Origin of the sequence: Corynebacterium sp. USCH3 (assembly GCF_037619475.1) — a bacterium.
Classification (GTDB): Bacteria; Actinomycetota; Actinomycetes; order Mycobacteriales; family Mycobacteriaceae; genus Corynebacterium.
This window is the reverse complement of the sequence record NZ_JAQPZT010000005.1, coordinates 158491-176761: the sequence shown is the minus strand read 5'-3', so window position 1 is coordinate 176761 and position 18271 is coordinate 158491. Positions and strand designations below refer to the sequence as shown.

Annotated in this window: 21 protein-coding genes and 1 tRNA gene; 8 read left to right on the top strand and 14 right to left on the bottom strand. The window is 68.0% G+C overall.

Annotated elements, in window-relative coordinates:
- Nucleotides 1-12 precede the first annotated feature (12 nt).
- Both PQI66_RS11895 and PQI66_RS11890 read left to right on the top strand, forming a co-directional pair.
- Nucleotides 13-564 (top strand): hypothetical protein, encoded by a 552-nt coding sequence (locus PQI66_RS11895; RefSeq protein WP_339998548.1) that lies wholly within the window; start codon nucleotides 13-15, stop codon nucleotides 562-564.
- 61 nt (nucleotides 565-625) lie between these two features.
- Complete coding sequence (locus PQI66_RS11890; RefSeq protein WP_339998547.1) at nucleotides 626-1807, top strand: MFS transporter; 1182 nt, start codon at nucleotides 626-628, stop codon at nucleotides 1805-1807.
- Here the strand turns inward: PQI66_RS11890 and PQI66_RS11885 are convergent.
- From PQI66_RS11885 to PQI66_RS11855, 7 genes are all read right to left on the bottom strand, one after another.
- Entirely contained in the window at nucleotides 1789-2400 is a 612-nt protein-coding gene (locus PQI66_RS11885) for a response regulator transcription factor (RefSeq protein WP_339998546.1), read from the bottom strand. The two genes, PQI66_RS11890 and PQI66_RS11885, sit on opposite strands and share 19 nt — an antisense overlap.
- The gene (locus PQI66_RS11880) at nucleotides 2397-3497 is read right to left on the bottom strand and encodes a sensor histidine kinase (RefSeq protein WP_339998544.1); all 1101 of its coding nucleotides are present in this window, start codon (nucleotides 3495-3497) and stop codon (nucleotides 2397-2399) included. The genes PQI66_RS11885 and PQI66_RS11880 overlap by 4 nt, the downstream gene beginning before the upstream one ends.
- Nucleotides 3494-4261 (bottom strand): ABC transporter permease, encoded by a 768-nt coding sequence (locus tag PQI66_RS11875; protein ID WP_339998541.1) that lies wholly within the window; start codon nucleotides 4259-4261, stop codon nucleotides 3494-3496. Before PQI66_RS11875 ends, PQI66_RS11880 begins: the two co-directional genes overlap by 4 nt.
- Complete coding sequence (locus PQI66_RS11870) at nucleotides 4258-5109, bottom strand: ABC transporter ATP-binding protein (protein WP_339998539.1); 852 nt, start codon at nucleotides 5107-5109, stop codon at nucleotides 4258-4260. Before PQI66_RS11870 ends, PQI66_RS11875 begins: the two co-directional genes overlap by 4 nt.
- A 110-nt stretch (nucleotides 5110-5219) precedes the next feature.
- The gene (locus PQI66_RS11865) at nucleotides 5220-5996 is read right to left on the bottom strand and encodes an SDR family oxidoreductase (protein WP_339998537.1); all 777 of its coding nucleotides are present in this window, start codon (nucleotides 5994-5996) and stop codon (nucleotides 5220-5222) included.
- A 64-nt stretch (nucleotides 5997-6060) separates the two neighbouring features.
- Nucleotides 6061-7110 (bottom strand): esterase/lipase family protein, encoded by a 1050-nt coding sequence (locus PQI66_RS11860; protein ID WP_339998536.1) that lies wholly within the window; start codon nucleotides 7108-7110, stop codon nucleotides 6061-6063.
- Nucleotides 7111-7230: 120 nt separating this feature from the next.
- Entirely contained in the window at nucleotides 7231-8256 is a 1026-nt protein-coding gene (locus PQI66_RS11855) for a glycerophosphodiester phosphodiesterase family protein (RefSeq protein WP_339998535.1), read from the bottom strand.
- Nucleotides 8257-8419: 163 nt separating this feature from the next.
- Here PQI66_RS11855 and PQI66_RS11850 point away from each other — a divergent pair, with 163 nt between their 5' ends.
- A complete protein-coding gene (locus PQI66_RS11850; RefSeq protein WP_339998533.1) occupies nucleotides 8420-8872 on the top strand; it encodes a DUF4442 domain-containing protein in 453 nt (150 codons plus the stop codon).
- On the opposite strand, the gene PQI66_RS11845 is transcribed toward PQI66_RS11850, so the two are convergent.
- Nucleotides 8869-9927, bottom strand: a complete 1059-nt coding sequence (locus PQI66_RS11845; RefSeq protein ID WP_339998531.1) for a methyltransferase — start codon at nucleotides 9925-9927, stop codon at nucleotides 8869-8871. The genes PQI66_RS11850 and PQI66_RS11845 overlap by 4 nt on opposite strands.
- 148 nt (nucleotides 9928-10075) lie before the next feature.
- Between PQI66_RS11845 and PQI66_RS11840 the strand changes: the two genes are divergently transcribed.
- Together PQI66_RS11840 and PQI66_RS11835 are read left to right on the top strand one after the other, a co-directional pair.
- Entirely contained in the window at nucleotides 10076-10948 is an 873-nt protein-coding gene (locus PQI66_RS11840; protein WP_339998529.1) for an SGNH/GDSL hydrolase family protein, read from the top strand.
- On the top strand, nucleotides 10949-11950 hold the full coding sequence (locus PQI66_RS11835; RefSeq protein ID WP_339998528.1) for a DNA glycosylase AlkZ-like family protein: 1002 nt from the start codon (nucleotides 10949-10951) through the stop codon (nucleotides 11948-11950).
- Here PQI66_RS11835 and PQI66_RS11830 read toward each other — a convergent pair.
- Nucleotides 11913-12488 (bottom strand): TetR/AcrR family transcriptional regulator, encoded by a 576-nt coding sequence (locus PQI66_RS11830; protein WP_339998527.1) that lies wholly within the window; start codon nucleotides 12486-12488, stop codon nucleotides 11913-11915. The two genes, PQI66_RS11835 and PQI66_RS11830, sit on opposite strands and share 38 nt — an antisense overlap.
- A gap of 92 nt (nucleotides 12489-12580) precedes the next feature.
- On the opposite strand from PQI66_RS11830, the gene PQI66_RS11825 reads away from it, so the two are divergent.
- Nucleotides 12581-13534, top strand: coding sequence for an ABC transporter permease (locus tag PQI66_RS11825; RefSeq protein WP_339998525.1), 954 nt, complete (start codon nucleotides 12581-12583; stop codon nucleotides 13532-13534).
- A gap of 16 nt (nucleotides 13535-13550) precedes the next feature.
- Here the strand turns inward: PQI66_RS11825 and PQI66_RS11820 are convergent, their stop codons facing one another.
- Entirely contained in the window at nucleotides 13551-13751 is a 201-nt protein-coding gene (locus PQI66_RS11820; RefSeq protein WP_339998523.1) for a hypothetical protein, read from the bottom strand.
- A gap of 102 nt (nucleotides 13752-13853) precedes the next feature.
- A complete protein-coding gene (locus PQI66_RS11815; protein ID WP_339998521.1) occupies nucleotides 13854-14033 on the bottom strand; it encodes a hypothetical protein in 180 nt (59 codons plus the stop codon).
- 558 nt (nucleotides 14034-14591) lie between these two features.
- On the opposite strand from PQI66_RS11815, the gene PQI66_RS11810 reads away from it, so the two are divergent.
- Entirely contained in the window at nucleotides 14592-15143 is a 552-nt protein-coding gene (locus tag PQI66_RS11810) for an LGFP repeat-containing protein (protein ID WP_339998520.1), read from the top strand.
- Nucleotides 15144-15274: 131 nt separating this feature from the next.
- Here PQI66_RS11810 and PQI66_RS11805 read toward each other — a convergent pair.
- Nucleotides 15275-15347 (bottom strand) — tRNA-Ala (locus tag PQI66_RS11805).
- Nucleotides 15348-15440: 93 nt separating this feature from the next.
- On the opposite strand from PQI66_RS11805, the gene PQI66_RS11800 reads away from it, so the two are divergent.
- Nucleotides 15441-16010: a GNAT family N-acetyltransferase gene (locus tag PQI66_RS11800; RefSeq protein ID WP_339998519.1), complete on the top strand. Its 570-nt coding sequence runs from the start codon at nucleotides 15441-15443 to the stop codon at nucleotides 16008-16010.
- A gap of 4 nt (nucleotides 16011-16014) precedes the next feature.
- Here PQI66_RS11800 and PQI66_RS11795 read toward each other — a convergent pair whose 3' ends face one another.
- Together PQI66_RS11795 and pgsB are read right to left on the bottom strand one after the other, a co-directional pair.
- Nucleotides 16015-17010: a poly-gamma-glutamate biosynthesis protein PgsC/CapC gene (locus PQI66_RS11795; RefSeq protein ID WP_339998518.1), complete on the bottom strand. Its 996-nt coding sequence runs from the start codon at nucleotides 17008-17010 to the stop codon at nucleotides 16015-16017.
- Nucleotides 17007-18224: a poly-gamma-glutamate synthase PgsB gene (gene pgsB / locus PQI66_RS11790; RefSeq protein ID WP_339998517.1), complete on the bottom strand. Its 1218-nt coding sequence runs from the start codon at nucleotides 18222-18224 to the stop codon at nucleotides 17007-17009. Before pgsB ends, PQI66_RS11795 begins: the two co-directional genes overlap by 4 nt.
- Nucleotides 18225-18271: the final 47 nt, after the last annotated feature.

Here is an 18271-nt window from a genome sequence, read left to right as displayed (position 1 = left end):
GAAAGAACAACGATGAACCGACACCGCGCCGCCGTCACAGCCGCCCTGGCTGCCGTCCTCAGCCTCGGCGCCCTGAGCGCCTGCAGTGACGACGACGGCACCACCGAACCCAGTTTCACCGAAAGCACCAGCGCCGCCGCCGACACCGTGACGGAGACGGTGACCACGGAAGCCGCAGAACCCTCAGCGACCTCCGAACCCGAGGTCCCGGAGGGCCACCTCGCCGTCTCCGCGTCCGGCAGTGGCCCCATCGCACTGACCACCGACGACGCTCCCGACGGTGAGACCGAGAACATCTCCGGTCGACTCGTCACCGGGCAGGGGTCCTGCTTCGCCGTGGTCGGGTTCAACGACGACGGTGCTCCCCGCCCCCTCGTCATTCCCGCGGACTCCGACATCGTCACCCAGGGTGGTCGCCCCGCCGTCACCCTTCCCGGCCAGGATGCCGTGCACGTCGGCGAGACCATCGACGTCGAGGCCGTGACCGTGCCGATCACCGATCTCGAAGGCGTGCCGGAGCAGTGCACCCGCGGCGACGCCGAGGACGCCCTCGTCGTCGGCTGACCACTCCCCCGGCACCCATAAGTATCCGAAAGTATCCGAAGCTTATGCCAGAATGTGAGGCATGACACTTCCACCCTGGGTGCGGATCGCCCTGGGCATGTTCGCGGTCTCCTACGGCGCGAACCTCTTCGCCCCGCTGCTGCCGGTGATGCGCGAGGTGCACGGCCTCGGCCAGGCACCCGTGAACCTCATCCTCGCCGTCTACGTGCTGGGGCTGATCCCCGCCCTCATGGTCGGCGGGCCGCTGTCCGACCGTCGGGGCCGACGTGCCGTCGTCCGTCCTGCGCTGGTGTTCTCCGCGGTCGGGACGGCCGTCACGCTCTCCGCCCATCTCGCCGCCACCTCGGCCGGGGGTCCCGTCCTACTCACCGCGGGGCGTATGCTCACCGGCGTCGCCGTCGGCCTGGTGCTCGCCGCGGGCGCCTCGTGGCTCAAGGAGGTCACCGTGGAGACCGGCGGTCCCTCCGGTGCCGCCGCCCGGCGCGCGACCGCGGCCACCTCCGCCGGTTTCGGCATCGGTCCCCTGGTCAGCGGCCCGGTCGCTGAGTGGTTGCCGGGTCCGGACACGACACCACTGATCCTCCACCTGGCGATGATCGTGGTTCTGACCCCCCTGGTCTGGGTCACCCCGGAGGCCGACCGACGCTCCGACGCGCGCCTGCGGTTCCCGCCGACGGCGCGTAGCCCCCGCTTCCTGCTCACCGTCGCACTGTGGGCACCGTGGGCGTTCGGTCTGGCCACGACGTCCTTCGCGGTCCTCCCGCCGCTGGTGGCCTCGGGTGTGTCCGCGCCGGTGGCGTACACCGGTCTGATCGCCGGCGTGGCGATGCTGACCGGTACCTTCGTCCAGCCCTGGGCCGGACGGCTCCCCGCGACGGCACCTGTCACCCCGCCGCTGTACGCCCTGGGCACCACCGTGCTCGGCATGGGCGCGGCGCTCATCGTCGTCACGACGGAGGCGGTGTGGTTCCTCATCCCGACCGCGGTGGTCCTGGGTACCGCCTACGGCATCATGATGGTCTCGGGCCTGCGGGAGGTGCAGCGCATCGCCGCACCGGAGGAACTCGGGTCACTCACCGCCGTGTTCTACGCGCTGACCTACCTGGGGTTCTTCATGCCGTTCGTCATCGCACTGGTCGCCCCGCTCGTCGGCTACGTCACCGTGTTCGTCGTCGGCGCAGTGGTCTGTGTGGCGACGACGGTGGTCGTGGCGGTCGCCTCCCGTCACAGCCACCCGTTCTGATCGGCGACGGTCACCGCCTCGAAACGGTTCGACGCCCCGGTCTTCCCGATGACCGAGGACAGGTGGTTACGCACCGTGCCCTGGGACAGGTGCAGCTCCGCCGCGATCTGCCGGATGCCGGTACCGCCGCGGGCGGCACGGCAGACCTCGACCTCCCTGTCGGTCAGTGGCGAGTCCGGGGTGAACAGGGACTCCTCCGCCAGCGCCGGGTCCACCACCCGCAGTCCCTGGTGGACCCGGCGCACGGTCTCCGCCAACTGCGACGGCGGGGTGTCCTTCACCACGAAACCACTGACGCCGGCGGCCAGCGCCTTGCGCAGGTAACCCGGACGGCCGAACGTCGTGACGATCACCGGGCGACAGAACGCCACGTCCTGCGCCGCCTGCAGCTCCTCCGCCGCCTCGATCCCGGTCATGCCCGGCATCTCGATGTCGAGCAGGGCCACGTCCACCCGGTGCTCCCGTACCGCCGCGAGCACGTCGTCGCCACGTCCCACCTGGGCCACGACCTCCAGGTCGTCCTCGGTGCCGAGCAGGGCAGCCAGGGCACCGCGGACCAGGTCCTGGTCGTCGGCGATCAGTACGCGGATCATGATTCTCCCGTCATGGACACGACCAGCCGTGTCCCCGTTCCCCCGGGCCCCGCGCCGACCGTCAGCGTGCCGCCGGCGTCCTCCACCCTGCGACGCAGTCCGGACAACCCGTTGCCCCAGTCCCCGTTGCCCCAGTCTCCGTTGTGCCCGTCTCCGGCGCACCCGACCCCGTCGTCGGTGACCTCGACGCGGTCGGTGGTCATCACCACCTCGCAGCGCCGCGCCCGGGAGTGCCGGACCACGTTCGTCACGCCCTCACGCACCACCCACGAGTAGAGGTGGGCGTTCACACCGGCCACCGACACGTCCGGCGACAGGACGGCCTCGATACCGGCGGTGGTCAACGCCCGGCGCGCGGCCTCGACCTCCCCGGCCAGGTCCGGTGAGCGCATCCGGGTCACCGTGGAGCGCACCTCCGCCAGCGCCGTCCGGGACAGTCGGGTGATCTGCTCGAGTTCGTCCTTCGCCGCAGCAGGGTCGGTGTCGATCAACCGGCCGGCCAGTTCGGACTTCAGGGTCACCACGGTCAGCGAGTGGCCCAGCAGGTCGTGGACGTCCACGGCGATGGACTCGCGTTCCCGGGAGATCGCGAGCTCATGCTCCAGGTGCGCTTTCTCCTCGTAGCGGCGGGTCACCAGTGCCACGGCGTACACCATCAACGGCGACACGAGTGTGCCACCCAGGGCACCGGGCATCGCGTCGGGTTCGGTGAGGTAGACCAGCCCCGTCGATCCGAGCACCAGCACCGCCACCGCCGGGAGGCTGAGTGCCGGCGGCAGAGGGAATGCGAGCATGGCGACGAAGAAGGGGACGAGGAACGCCGCGAGGGAGCCGATCACCACCGCGGTGGCCGCCGCGACCAGGGCGAGCACTCCGAACCAGAACAGGTACCGCCGCGGCATGGTCAACGTTCGCGGCCACTGGTCGATCATCCCGAACGCGACGGCGTAGACCCCACTGAACACGACGAGCAGGACGATCCCGGCGACGGTACGCACCGTGACACCCTCGACCGCGACCAGGACGACCGCCGGCACGACGAGGACGACCAGCCAGATGGACGCCATCAGGCTGGAGGAACCGTCGAAGTTCTTCATCGCCGACCCTTCTCCCGGTTGTGCAGTGCCAGGACAATGAGGATGAACACCGCCGACCAGGCCAGGAAGTTCACTACCGCCCACCATAGCGGGTCATGGACCAGGCCCGGATCGTACGAGACCGACTGGTAGCCCTCGGTCAGCGGTGAGCGTGCCAGGGATGCCGGACCGTAGAGCGGGCTGAAGCGTCCGACGGTCATCATCGTCTCCGGCAGGGGCATGAAGAGATTGCCGAGGAACGCCAGGACCACGATGCTGGTCCCCGCGATACTCACCGAGGTCTCCGTCGGCCACATCTGCGACCACGTCATCCCGTAGAAGCCGAAGGGGATCGCGCCGACGACACACAGCAGGAAGGACGTCGCCCACGCCGTACCGGGCATCGACGCCCCGGTCACCGCGCCGACGGTGAACACGGCCGCCACGGGCAGTACCGAGCGGATGGTGATGCCGAGCAGGCGCGACGCCAGCAGCTGTCCGTGAGTCAACGGGGTGAGCGCGAGCTGGCGTCCCCAGCCGGTGGTGCTCTCCACGACGATCTGCCCGGCGGCGGCGACCGCACCGGTCACACCGGCGTAGAGGGCCATGCCGACCATGATGTAGGCGGAGACGTTCCCCGTCCCGACGGGCTCGTCTCCGAAACCCATGGCCTGGCCGAAGACCAGGTAGAACAGGACCGGCAGTCCCATGGAGAAGAACAGCATCGCACCGTCGCGGTACAGGCGGCGCAGGTCGTGGAGGGCGAAGTGCAGGGTGGTGGTCATGACTGTTCACTCCCGTTCCCGGTGAGCCGGATGAAGGTGTCTTCCAGTGTCTGTGCGGAGATCCGCAGGTTCGTCGCTCCGCGGGCGAGCAGGTCGCGGGCGAGATCGTCGGACGCGGTGGTGGTCACCCGGTGGTGTCCGTCCAGGTCGTACTCGACGACGACGTCACCGTCCTGGAGCTCGGCGGGGGTACCGTCGGCGATGACCGCGCCCGCGTCGAGCAGGACGATGCGTCGGGCGAAGTCCTGCGCCTCCTGCAGGTAGTGGGTGGCGAACAGGACGGTGACCCCGCGGTCGGCCTGGACACGCATCGACTCCCAGAATTCCTGCCGGTTGGCGGGGTCCATCCCCGCGGTGGGTTCGTCGAGGATGAGCAGCTCGGGGTCGCCGAGCAGGGCGAGGGCGAAGCGCAGCCGCTGCTGCTCACCACCGGAACACCGTCCCACCCGTTGTCGGCGCATGTCCGTGAGCTTGGCGTGCTCCAGGACCTCTGCCACGGGACGGGGGTGCGTCAGTGTCGCGGCGATCATCGCCACCGTCCCCTCGACGGTCATGTCGGGCAGCAGTCCCCCGGTCTGCATCACCGCCCCGACCCGCTGGGACGTGACGGCCTGTCGTGGGGTTCCCCCTGTCACGGTGACCGTACCGGTCGTCGGCTTCGTCAGTCCGAGGACGAGGTCGATCAGGGTGGTCTTGCCTGCCCCGTTGGGGCCGAGCAGGGCCACGATCTCGCCCCGGTCGACGGTGAGGTCAACGCCGTCCAGAGCGGTGACCCGACGGTTACCGGTCCCTCGGAAGGTCTTGCCCAACCGCTCGGTGTGTACTGCTGCGGTACGTGGTGTGTTCATACCCCCACTCAACCGTGGCACCGCAGCCTGTACCCCGCTCCGCTGTCACGGTTTCCCCGTGACAGTTGTCATGGTCGTTGTCCTGGTCCCCCCCACAACTCCGGCGTCGGTCAGCCGGCGATGATCTTGTTGAACTGGCGGGACACCGGCGCCGGGGAGAAACGCGCTGCCAGACGCAGAGCGAGGTCCGGGAAGGACACGGAGTAGTCCTGGCGCTGACGCTCCAGCCAGTTCTTCGGGTGCACGGACTTCCACACGGCGTTGGCGACGTCCTCGGTCTTGATCCGCACGCCGAGACGCTTGGTGGATGCTGCCTCCACGTCCGCGAGCTGGGTCTTGACCCACAGCGGCATGATGTTGACCACGCGGATCTTGTCCTTGCGCCACTCCAGGCTCATCGCCTGGGTGAAGCCGTGCACGTAGAACTTCGACGCGGAGTACGGGGTGATGTGCGGCTGGCCGTAGATGCCGGACGCCGACCCCATCGACACCATGTGCGAGCCCTTGGTGTTCTTCAGGTACGGGTGGGCGGCACGGGCACCGAAGGTGATGCCGGTGCAGTTGATCTCGATCTGCTTGGCAATCAGGCCGGGGGCCTGCTCGGCGACGTCGTGGTCGCCGATGATGCCGGCGTTGTTGTCGAGGACGTCGAGCTTGCCGCCGGTGTGGGAGGTGAAGTCGGCCAGCGCCTGCTCCCAGGACTCGTAGTCGGTGACGTCGAGACGTCCGGTGATGATGTCGGGGTACTGCTCCTTGAGCAGCTCCAGCCCCTGTTCGTCGATGTCGTAGGCTCCGACGGTCCAGCCGGCGTCGCGGAACTTCAGTGCCACTTCACGGCCGATCCCGGCGGCCCCGCCGGAGATGAAAATGCTCTTCGATTTGTTCATAGGCCGCAATCTATCAGGGATCGAACATAAATACATCACATTCGGAAAAATAAGGTCGTCCTCGCTACAGAGGACGGGTGTTCTCCGACAACCACCCGAACGGACCGGTCAACCCCTCGGTGAACTCCACCGTGCCACCACCCATGATCGGCGAGTTCGGTGTGCAGCGCTTGTCCGGCACACTGCCGGGGTCCAGGGCGTCCCGGACGATGTCGACGACCCGCGGGGAGTACGACATCGAGATGTGGTCCGAGTGGTCCTGTGCGCACCCGTCCTGGACGGTGACGTTGGTGACCGTCGCCCCCTCACCGGCGGTGAGGAACGTCGAGTCGTACGGGGTGGTGACCTCGTCGTACTTCGTCCCCACCACGGTGTAGTCCACTCCGGGGACGGTGTCGCCGTCCTTGTTGAGACGGGTGAGCAGCGGTGACCCGTACTGCTGCTGGGTCCCCGCCTCGCCGATCACGTAGTCGAGCGCCGGGTCGAGGTCCAGGCCGAGACCCCCGATGAACCGGTTGAGGTTGGCGATACCGGACAACGTGGTGCCGTGGTTCGTCGCGCCCAGGGTCACCGCCTTGCCGACCTTGGCGGCCCCGCCGTTGAACGCCAGGTACTGGCGGGCGAGCAGTCCACCCTGGGAGTGCCCGACGAGGTCGACCTCGTCGGCCCCCGTCGTCTCCAGGACCCGGTCCACGAAGGTCGCGACCTCCCCGGCGGAGGCGGCGATGTCGCCGGTGCCGAAGGTGTTCGGCAGCACGGTTCCGACCCCTCCCTTGTCGAGGATCTCGGCGCGCCCGTAGTTCGGGGCGAAGACGCAGTACCCGTCCTCGGCGAGCTGCGGGGCCAGTCCCGACCAGTTGTCGTAAGCGTTCTCCCAGGTGCCGTGGATCAGCACGACCGGGTTCGGGTGGTCCTCGTCCGGAGTGCAGCCCCAGTCATTGGCCCCGGCCGGCGACCGCTGAGGGTCGTGGACGCTCTGGACGAAGGCGTCGACGAAATTGGCGGGTGTGGCGGAGGTGGACGACGCCGCCGGTTCGGCCGCCGCAGTCGGGGCTGTGACCACCACCGCGGCGGCGGCGAGCAGGGCGACAGTTTTGGTTTTGACACTCAACATGCCCAGGAGAGTACCCCGCGGCGCAGGGGCGCAGGCATGCTTCGACGATCTTGCCCGTGCAGGAGGTTCGGCAGGAGGTTCGGCAGGAGCTTCGGCACGGGGACCGGCACTCGCGACGGCTCAGGCACGGGCCGTGACGCCCCGCTCCTCGAGGATCCCCGCCAACCGCGTGGGGTAGTCGGTGATGATCCCGTCGACCCCGGCGTCGAGGTACTCCTCCATGTCACCGGTCTCGTTGATCGTCCACGGCACCACACGGAAACCGGCGGCGTGGGCGCGGGCGATGAACTCCGCGGGCTCCGCGAACGTGTGGTCCGGGCTGAGCACCTCGACGCCCAGCTGGCGGGCTGCCAGCAGAACGTCCCCACCGACCCGTGCGTAGTCGACCGGCCCGAGATAGGGCGACTCCGCGGTCCACGTCGTCTCGTCCCACAGCGCGACCAGCGGGACCTGCGGTGCACGTTCGCGCACCAGGGGCAGCGTCGACCAGTCGAAGGACTGCACGGCGACACGGTCGGTGACCCCGGCGGCGTCGGCGGTGTCCAGGATGGCGTCGACGTACTCCTGTGCCGGGGCGGAGCGTTCCGGGGCCTCCGCCTCGATCTTGGTCTCGATGTTGAAGTGGACCTGCGGGTCGCGCGCGGCGAGGTCGAAGACGTCGGCGAGCTGCAGCATCCGGTTGTCCTCGGCGTGGACGGCATCGGGGTAGTCCGCCAACGGCAGGTTGCAGTTCAGGGTCTGCAGCTGCGCCCAGGTGAGATCGTGGACGTCCTGGCCGACGTGGTCGCCGGTACATTTGTCGGCCTGGACGGAGGCGTCGTGCCAGACGACGGGGACGCCGTCCTTCGACAGGTGGATGTCCAGTTCCAGGGTGGTCACCCCCAGATCGAGGGCGTGCTCGAACGCCGCCCGCGACTCTTCGGTGTACTCGCCACGTCCGCCGCGGTGTGCCTGCAGGTCGAAGGTGGACGGGAGGTTGTCCGCGGGTGAGATCTCGTGGGGGATCTCCTGGGCGAACTCCTGTGAAAACCCCTGGGCGCCCGTACTGCCGGTCGGTCCGTCCGCCACGGCGGCGGGCACGGCGGTCGGCGCCGTGGCGACGGCGAGGGTGGCGAGGCTGAGAAGGGTGGCGGCGAGGCGGGGCATGGGTCTCCTGGTGACGGTCGGTGCACTGACGCCGATGACCGTAACCTCGCCAGGCCAGGTCCGCCGTGCGTACGGGCCTGTCGTCGACGACTGTTCACCGGATGTTCCGTTCCGGATCACCAAAACATAGGAAACAAGTTGTCCATCGTGGTACACACAGGACATGGCTTTCTCCCCCAAGCAGCTCAAGACGTTCATGCAGTACTGGCCGCCGTTCCTCGGTGCCGGCGTGAAGATCCGGGAATTCGCCGACGACGGCTCCCGCGTCGTCGTGACCCACCGTCCCGGACGCCTGACGAAGAACGCCGTCGGCACGGCGTTCGGCGGCACGATCCTGTCGATGACCGACCCGTTCTACATGCTCGCCTCCATGGCCCGCCTCGGCCGTGACTACAACGTGTGGGACATCAGGGCGGAAATCGACTTCGTGAAACCCGGGCGCGGCACCATCACCGCCGACATGCGCATCGACGACGCCACCTACGACCTCATCAGGGACCGCACCGCCGACGGCGCGAAGTACCTGCACTGGTTCGACGTGGACGTCACCGACGAGCAGGGTGACACCGTCGCTCGGGTGCGACGCCAGGTCTACTACCGCAGGAAACGCCGCTAGACGGCCAACCGCCACAGCGACGTGACCTCGCGGGAGCGTGCGACGTGCAGCGGGTCGTCGGCGTCCCTGACCTTGGGGTGGCGCGGGGCGGTGTCCTCGCGGCCGACGACCCGCAGGCCCCCGTCGGCGATCCACTCCTCCAGCTGTTCCCGGCTCCGCAGTCCCAGGTGCTCCGCCAGGTCGGACAGGACGAGCCAGCCCTCACCGCCGTCGGTCAGGTGGTCGGCCAGTCCGGCGAGGAAACGCCGCAGGGCGCCGGAGTCCGCGTCGTAGATCCCCAGTTCCAGATCCGACGTCGGCGTCCCCGGCAACCACGGCGGGTTGAACACGACGACGTCCGCACGGTGCTCCCCGGGCCACAGGTCGGCCTCCAGCACCTGTGCCGCGCATCCCCACCGCTCCAGGTTGCGACGTGCGCACACCACGGCCCGCCCGCTGACGTCCGTGGCTGTCACCGTGGCACCGTGACGTGCCAGGACGGCGGCGAGGACACCGGTCCCCGTCCCGATCTCCAGGACGTCCCGCCCTGCGAGCCCGTCGGCACGGCGGGCGGCGAGACGGGCGACGAGGCCGATGTACTCGCTCCTGGTCGGCGAGAAGACACCGTAGTCCGGGTAGACGTGGTCACCGAGTTCGTCGATCCAGACCCCCCGTTGATGCCACTGCCACGCCCCGAGCACGCCCTGCAGCTCGGTGAACGGCAGCGTCGTGGGGCCGTCGGGACGATCTGCACCGTAGGCGTGGCGGCACGCGTCGCGGACGTCGGGGGCACGACGCAGGTCCAGGGTGTAGCCCTCCCCCAGCTCCACCAGGATGCGCCCGAGGATGTCGGCGCGTTCGGCACGGTCGGCGCGCTGCCGGAGGAACTGCGACGCCGCGTCCCGGGGCACCGTCCTCTTCCCCGCCCTGCGGCTCAGCCGACGGTCCACGGCCTTCAGCAATTGCCGACCGTTGTGGAAGTCCCCGCGCCACAGCAGTGAGCCACCGGTGCGCAGGTGGCGCAACGCCTGGTCTGCTGTGGTGGAGTCGTCCGCGATCTCCGTCGTGACAGTCATGACTGTGATTCTTCCACGCCGGCCGGTGATCTCAGAGGCAAAAGTAACAAGAAGGCCCGCCGGAGCGTTGGGACCCCTTAGACTGTTTCAGACTGTTACATACCGGCGCGGCTGATCCCCGGCCCCGGGTTTCGAGAGGACCAACGACGTGAGCACAACCCACCGCAACCGATTCGCGCACCGTGTCCGGGCCGGCGCCCTGGTCCTGGCCAGCGCATTGTCCGTGGGCCTCGGCTCACTCGTCGCCGCCCCCGCGGCCTCGGCGGCCCCGGCGGGCAACGTCGTCATCATGGGCGACTCCTACGCGGCCAACCCGGACCAGTACTACAACACCCTGCGCGGCATCGACGGCTTCGTCCCGGACAACTACCCGGTCACCGGCAACTGCCTGCAGGCACCGAACAACTGGCCGCGGCTGATGCAGCAGCGCCACAACGTCGCCGTCAACGACTGGTCGTGCTCGGGAATGACCTCCCACAGTGCGCTGGGACGCATCGACCGCGCCGTCAACGCCGGCGACATCCACCGCGGCACCCGGACCGTCGTGCTGAACTACGGCATGAACAACTTCGGCCCCGGCGGCACCGACAACGGCGCAGACTTCCTGAACCCCGGTGACGTGCGCAACCGTTACCTCGCCGACGTCCGCGCCGCGGCCGCGAAGGTCCGTTCGGCCGCTCCGGGCGCGAAGATCGTCATGGCCGGACAGATGGCCATCACCTCGAACGGCATGTTCTGCTTCGCCAACGTCGTCCCCAACTTCCCCGCCGGCCTGCCGATCCCGGTGCTCAGCGACGTGGAGATCTGGCTGCGCGGCAACCAGCAGGAGGCGGCCCGTCAGATCGGCGCGTCCTTCGTGGACCTGAAGACCGAGACGGCCGGCAACGCGACCTGCTCGCCCGACCAGAACCGGTACGTCGCCGGCATCCTGGACACCACCACCCCGAACTACAACATGATGATCCACCCGTCGCTGAAGGGGTCGACCTTCATCGCCGACCGGATGGCACGCGCCGTCTAGATGCGCTCGCTCGTCGAGGCACGGCTGGTCGCGCAACGGCTGCTCACGCCCGCCGACACGCCCGTCGACCTCCTCGAGGCCATGGGTCCGATGCAGGGCCAGGACCTCACCGGGGTGACGGCGTCCCTCGCCCTGCGGCTGCCGTCGGGGACAGGCGTCGCAGACGTGCGCAACGCCTTCACCGCCGGGGACCTCGTCCGTGGCTACCCGATGCGCTCGACCGTCTTCGCGATGTCCGCCCGCGACGTCGGGTGGATCACCGAGCTGTGCGCCGGGCAGCAACGTCGGGAGTCCGCCCGCCGCTGGGAGAAGGACGGACTCACCCGGTCCGAGGTGACCCGCGCCCACGATGTCTTCCTCAACTCCCCGGGCCTGACCCGCAAGGCTCTCGGTGAGCTGTGGGCCCGCCACGGGTTCCCGGCGGACACCGGTTTCCGCTACCTGATGATCCGCGACATGATGCTGCACGGCACGGCGGTCTACGGCCCCTTCGCCGGTAACGACCAGCTCATCGTCCCCGCCACACCGGTGCCCTTCACCGGGGACCGCTCACCTGCCGCAGAACTGCTGCTGCGGTACCTCACCGGTCACGGCCCGGCCGACCTGCGTGATTTCGCGTGGTGGACGAAACTGCCGCAGCGGACGGTGACGGAGGCCTTCGCCGAGATCGCCGACGAGGTGGAGACCACCGACGGGCGGCACCACCGTCCCGGCCTGTACGAGGAGGTGGCTGCCGTGGAACGTCGTGCGCACGGGACCTTCGCGCTGCCGGCCTTCGACGAGATCGTGCTGGGCTACCGCGACCGGCTGTCGTTCATGTCCTCCATCCACCACGAGCAGGTCGCCCCGGGGAACCGTGGGGTGTTCCGCCGGACGGTGGTGCGCGGCGGGAAATTCATCGCGACCTGGTCCTCGGCCGGGGTCAAGCCGTTCCGGCCGGTCAGCGCCACCGCAGAGCGGGACATCAGTCGCGCGGTGCGCAACTACCCGCGAGTCCCGTGATGTAGGTGTCGATCAGCCACCCCGCCTGTCCCGGGGCGAAATGTTCGGCCTTCTCCGGCATGGGGCGGGACACGGCGGCCAGGCCGAGGTGGAAGCGCCACTGCGACAGTCCCGGCTCCACGAACCCCGACTCCGCCGCGAGATCCAGGATCGTCCGGTAGGCGGCGAGGAACTGCTCCCGCAGTGGTTCCGTCTCCGTCCAGACCCGGCCGTCGAACGGTGTCACGGCGATGGTGCGTTCGGCGAGGGCGGCGATCTTGATGGCGGCGATCTCGTGGACGAAAGCCCGCCACCCCTCCCTTGATCCGTCCCAACTGTCCACATGCCTGTGGATAATGTCGAAGAGGCGGTCAGCCAGATCCTCGATCAGCCCGATGACCAGGTCGTCGCGGGTCGGGAAATGACGGTAGAGCGTGCCGATGCCGACACCGGCCTCCGCGGCGACGGTCCGCAGCGGCACGTCCGGGCCGTCCAGGGCGAACAGGTTCCAGGCGGCGGTGATCAGTGCGGCCTTCTTCTCCCGTGCATCGGCACGCATGGGCTCTCCTCTTGCATCTCGGTAACCGGAGGATTACGCTCCACAAAAACGGAGCGAGTTGTTCCACTTACGCTATCACGCAGGAGAAGCACATGAAGACCCCCGTCAAGCTCGGCGGCATCATCCTCGGCCTCACCGCGGCCGTCTCCCTGATGCTGCTGGCCTTCCTCTCACCCCAGATGAACTCCGGGCCCGAGGACATCCCCGTCGCCGTCACCGCCCCAGACCCGGTGGTCGCCCAACTCAGCGAGAACTTCGACGTCACCACCTACGACAACCCGTCCGACGCACGCGACGCCGTCCTGGACCGTGACGCCGTCGGTGCGGTCACCGTGACCCCGGAGGGCGCCACCGTCTACACCGCCTCCGGCGCGGGTCAGCCGTACACCCAGGTCCTCGCCGGTGTCGCCGAGAGGATGGACGCGACCGTCGAGGACGTGGCCCCGACCACGCCGGACGACCCGAACGCCGGTGGCCTCAGTGCCCTGGCACTGCCGCTGGCGTTCGGTGGCATGGTCTCGGCGGCGGTGCTGTCGATGACGATGAAGAAACGCTACGGCCTGCGGATCATCGGATCCCTGGTGTTCTCCGTACTCGCCGGCCTGGCTGTCGGTGCGATCCTGCAGTTCGGGTTCGGCACGTTCGACGGCAACTACTGGGAGACTGCCGGGGTACTCGCACTCGGCATCGCCGGGACGTCGCTGTTCGTCCTCGGCCTCGAGTCACTCATCGGCTTCCCCGGCCTCGGGATCGGCGCGGTACTGACGCTCTTCGTGTCCAACCCCCTGTCCGGCATCGCCACCGGCTGGCAGTGGCTCCCGTCTCCGTGGGGAGCGATCGGTCAGTACCTGCCGATCGGCGCCGCCGGTAACGCCACCCGCTCGGTGGCGTTCTTCGACGGCGCCGGAATCGCCCACTCCGTGTGGGTCCTTCTCGCCTGGGTCGTGATCGGCCTCGCCATGGTCGGTGTGGCCTCCGTGCGGTACCGCCGGTTCACGTCGCGACTGGCGGGGCAGGCGGGGCAGACGCACCCCGTCGAGGCATGATCCAGGCCAGCGCGGCCTAGTTCGCCGCGCCCTCGACCGCGCCAGCCCCGTCGGCCCCGTTCAGGACGGACGACCCGGCACTACTGAGGTCGATGGCCGAGGAGCCGAGCTCCAGGGTGGACGACCCGATGCCGACCGGGTTTCCGGTGGCGACGGACGACCCGAGGCCGACGGCCGAGGTCAGGAAGTTGATGAGGGGTTCGATGAGAGCATCCATGGTGGACCTTTCGTCGTGAGAGGGGTGCCAGCGGGCGCTGTACGGCCACTATCTTAGGCAACCCTTCCCCTCGTGCAACAGGAACGTTGCGGCTACCCCCGGTCAGCTCCCCTGGACGACAGCGGAGCCGGCACCACTGAGCTCGGCAGCGGAGGAACCGAGGTCGAGGACGCCGGAGCCGACAGCGAGCGAGCCGTCCCCGGAGAGCACGGACGATCCGAGATCAAGGGCGGAGGAGCCGAAGTCGACGAGCGACTCGATGAGCGTGATGAGAGATTCCATGGGTGACCTTTCCGTAGTGTGAGCGCCCGGTGACGCGGTGACGGGAATTACACTAGGTGAAAGTTTCTTCAGGTACGGGGGAATCCTGAAAATCTTCCTATGAGCCGGTTACGGACGAGGTTCAGTCTCCGTCACCGATGGAGGCACCGACGATGACGCTGGCGTCGACATCGTCGAGTGGGGAGCTACCGGAGTGATGCAGCTCGTCACGGCCGGTACTTTCGGGGCGTCCTCCGCCTCGGATTCCCCACCACAGGATGCCGTGGCGAGGGCGAGCGCAGCGACCACGGCCACTGTGGCAAGCTTCCGGTCAGTCACTGGATCTCCTTGTGGTGGTTACGTGTGTGGTGGTGGCACGTCTAAGAAGAATCTAACGGTCCAGTAATTCATACGGTGAATTATCCATACGGCCGGGGGTACCCATCTGCCCCGTCTGCCACCCTTCGGGGTGCCCCAGCCCGCCATGTTGAAGTCGAAGAGTCCTGCAACGAGCCGGCATGTGATGTAGAACGGTGGAGGATCATCCTTCCGCGATTTGACACGAAAGGCAGTTCCCCTATGAGGATCAATCTCAAGCGCACAGCCACGGTCATTGCCGCAGGCACTCTCGTTCTCGGTACAGCAGCCTGCAGTGACGACGACTCATCGGACACAGCTTCCGAGACAAGCGCGACCGTAGAGAGCGGCAGCACCTCAACGGAGGCCGCTGACGGGGCCGCCACCACGTCAGACGCATCAGAATCCGAAGCAGAAGGAGACAGCAACACCGAACTCCCCGAAGGCCTGCAGAGCGCATATGACGAGGCTGGCGGGGAACACGGCGACTGGGGTGCCGTGACGGACGTTGAAAGTTCGGACGGCGCAACCCTTGCGACGTTCGAGAACGGCTGGGCCGTAGAGAACGCCGATGGGGACGTCATCCCCCTCATCGGGAAGATCGGTGAGACGTGGACCGACGACGGCGGCCTGGACAATGAAATCGGCCTGCCCACCGGTCCGGAGTCAGGGGACGCGATGCAGGGCTGGACCCAGCAGTTCGAGAACGGCACGATCGCCTGGATGCAGGATGACGGAGGTAACTGGGACGCTGATATCCAGAGCGGGCAGTAGCACCGGCCGAGAGCTTCCCCGTTTTCTGCGGAACAACCTGGAACTGCCAGGACACCAAGGGCACGGAGCTGTGAAGCCGCGGTAGACGTGAAGATCCCGCTGGTCATTGCGACCAGCGGGATTCATGATAGTGGAGCTATGGGGAATCGAACCCCAGACCTTCGCATTGCGAACGCGACGCTCTACCAACTGAGCTATAGCCCCGAAGTCTCCGTGGAGACAACACAGAAGATCGTACACCCGGTGCATCAGATTCGCCTAGCCGTGGGTGCGACACTCCCCTGTAGTCTGAACCACATGCCCCACCTGCGAACGGCCACCGTTGGCGACCTTCCCGCAGCAGCCGACACACTCGCTCGCGCATTCGCCGACTACGCCTGGACAACCTGGACCGTCGCCCCGGACAGACACCTCGACCGGATCCGCGACATCCAACTGCTGTGCCTCGAGCACATCGCGATGCCCCACGGCCTCGTCGTCGTCAACGACGACCTCACCGGGGTCATCGCGCTCACCTCCCCCAGCGCCCCCGTCCACGTGCCCACCGAGGTCTGGGAGTTAATCCAGACGACCGCCGGCGACGCCCCGGCGAACGACAGCGAGTACTCCCTCCCTGCATCGCCCGTCCCGGGGAGCTGGGAACTCGCCACCCTCGGCGTCCACCCCGATACCCAGGGCGCGGGGCTCGGCACCGCGCTGATCACCCACGCGCTCCAGACCCTCGACACAACCACCGGGCACAGGACGCCTGTCCACCTCGAGACGTCCGAACCGCGCAATGTGGACCTCTACCTCCGTCACGGCTTCACCACCCACGCGGAGACCCGCGGCCGGGGCCCCACCGTGTGGTCCATGCAGCGGCGGTAGCCGCTCAGGCCCAGGCCATCACCGGGAGCGCCACCGCCACGCAACCGGTGAGTGAGATCCCCATGCCGGCCGACGTCCGTCGCCACCCGTACTGAACCACGTCATTGCTGATGATGGCCGGCAGAACACAGAACACCACATTCTGCGGGCCGCCGAAACTCACTCCCCACACCCCCGCCGCGAGGAACTCGACCGCCATGACCACCACGAAGGACTGCGCACACAACAGGAAGAACCTGTCCTTCCCGAACAACGGCACCCGCCGGGAGTAGACCGTGTGGAAGACGACCAGCACCAGGGTCACCACGGCGAGCACCACGATGTAGTGCAAATCAGTCAGCGCCGAGACGATCACACCGGCGGTGACGTAGCCGCCCGTCCGCAGTTTCCATGACCGCGCGGTCCCCTCCTGCACCACCACGGCGAACAGTACCGACAGCGCACTGAGCAGGACGATCTGCGGCAGCAGGTCCGTCTCGGTGAACCAGTGGGCCAGGGACAGCGGCAGGATCACCGTGGTCAGCATCGTCACCGCCAAACCGACGACCCCGACCACCGGCAGCATCCACGCCAGGGGCACGAGAGTGCGCGCCACACCCTGCTTGATCAGTGAGTTGCACAGCATCCCGGGCACGATCACGCCGACGAGCGCCAGGCTCCGGCCCGGTGTCTCGGACAGGTGGGACGACACCGCGAACCACGCGCCGCCGCCCAGGACACCGACCGCCAGGCCGATCGCGAAGATCTGGCGCGGAGTCGGCAGGAAGAGTTTGAGCACGACGAACCGGATGAGGGCGTACCCGGCCGCCGCCACGAGCAGCGTCGCCACCACGTTGACCGGCATGTACAACGACGACGCCAGGTAACCGACGGCGAGTGAACCACCGACGGAGATCTGCCGCCGTCGGAAGAAGAGGTAACTGACGACGAGACCCGTCAGGAAGGTCACGTGGACCAGGTCGGTGACGAACTCCGGTGATCCGATGTGCTGGTGGGTCATGCTGCCGCCACCTCGCGGTCCTGCTCGACCAGGGAGCTGACGTAGCCCTCCATGGCGGTGACGTGGTCGGTGTGGATGTTGACCATGCCGAAGATGGCGACCTCACCGTCGAAACCGGCACGGGCACGGTCCACGAGAGCCTGCCCGTCCTCGATGTCCTGCGTGAGTGCGATCATCCCGGCCGGGACGCCGGCGCCGAGCAGCTTCTGCCGCACGACCTCCTGAATGTCACCGAAGAGGACGATACGGTCGACCTCGTCGATCAGCTCCCGGGCAACCAGGTCGACGAACATAGCCGCACGGTCGGTACGGTCGGAACGGTTGTTCAGCGCCACCACCCGACGGCAGGTCGGCAACTCCGCGGTCACGTCGTGGAAGATCCGGACCGTGGACTCCCAGTCGTTCACCGCGAACATGGGGACCCAGTAGAACGGGGCCGTCCGGCCGTCACCGACCCTGGTCACCCGGGTCGTCCCCGGGTCCGGGGCGGCGGTGAGCATGCCACGTACAGCCGTAGCCTCGTCGATGCCCAGTTCCCCGGCCACCGCCAGGACGACGGCGACGTTCTCCTCGAACTGCCGGTAGGGGAACAGGCTCACCAGGTTGCGGGACCTGGCGTTCTCCTCAGCCACGACGAGTCGGCTCCCCCGCCGCCCGCAGTGTTCCCGCATGATCGCGAGCAGCTCCGGGTCCCGCTCCCCGGTCACCAGGACCCCACCCGTCGGGACGGTGTTGCACAGTGACCTGGTGATGTCGCCGAGGGTGTGCCCCATCTCGTCCTGGTGGTCCAGGCGGACGTTCGTGATCACCGACACCGGGGACCGCAGGATCACGTCCTGGCACAGGGCCTGGTACCTCGGCTTCACGGCCATGCACTCCACCACGAGCGCCTCCACACCGCCGTCCAACCATTCCGCGAGGAAACGGTACTGTTCGGCGATGTCCGCCGGTCCGGTACGCAGGATGGGGTGTTCGCCGGCGTCCGGGTCGATGACGCAGGCGTAGGTGCCGGTCGTCTTCGCGATCGTGGACACTCCTGACTCACGGAGCACCCCGCCGAGCATGCGGGTCACGGTGGACTTCCCCCTGATACCGTTGACGTGCACGTTCACGCTCAGGTCGCCCATCCGTCGGCGGTGGCGGACTTCTTTACGTCGGAAGGCAGCCATCCCGACAGCAGCGGTGGCCGTTGACAGGGCCAGGGAAGAGAGCATCACGGTTTCCTTTGGTGACGGAGTCGATGAAACCGCAGGTCGTCGCG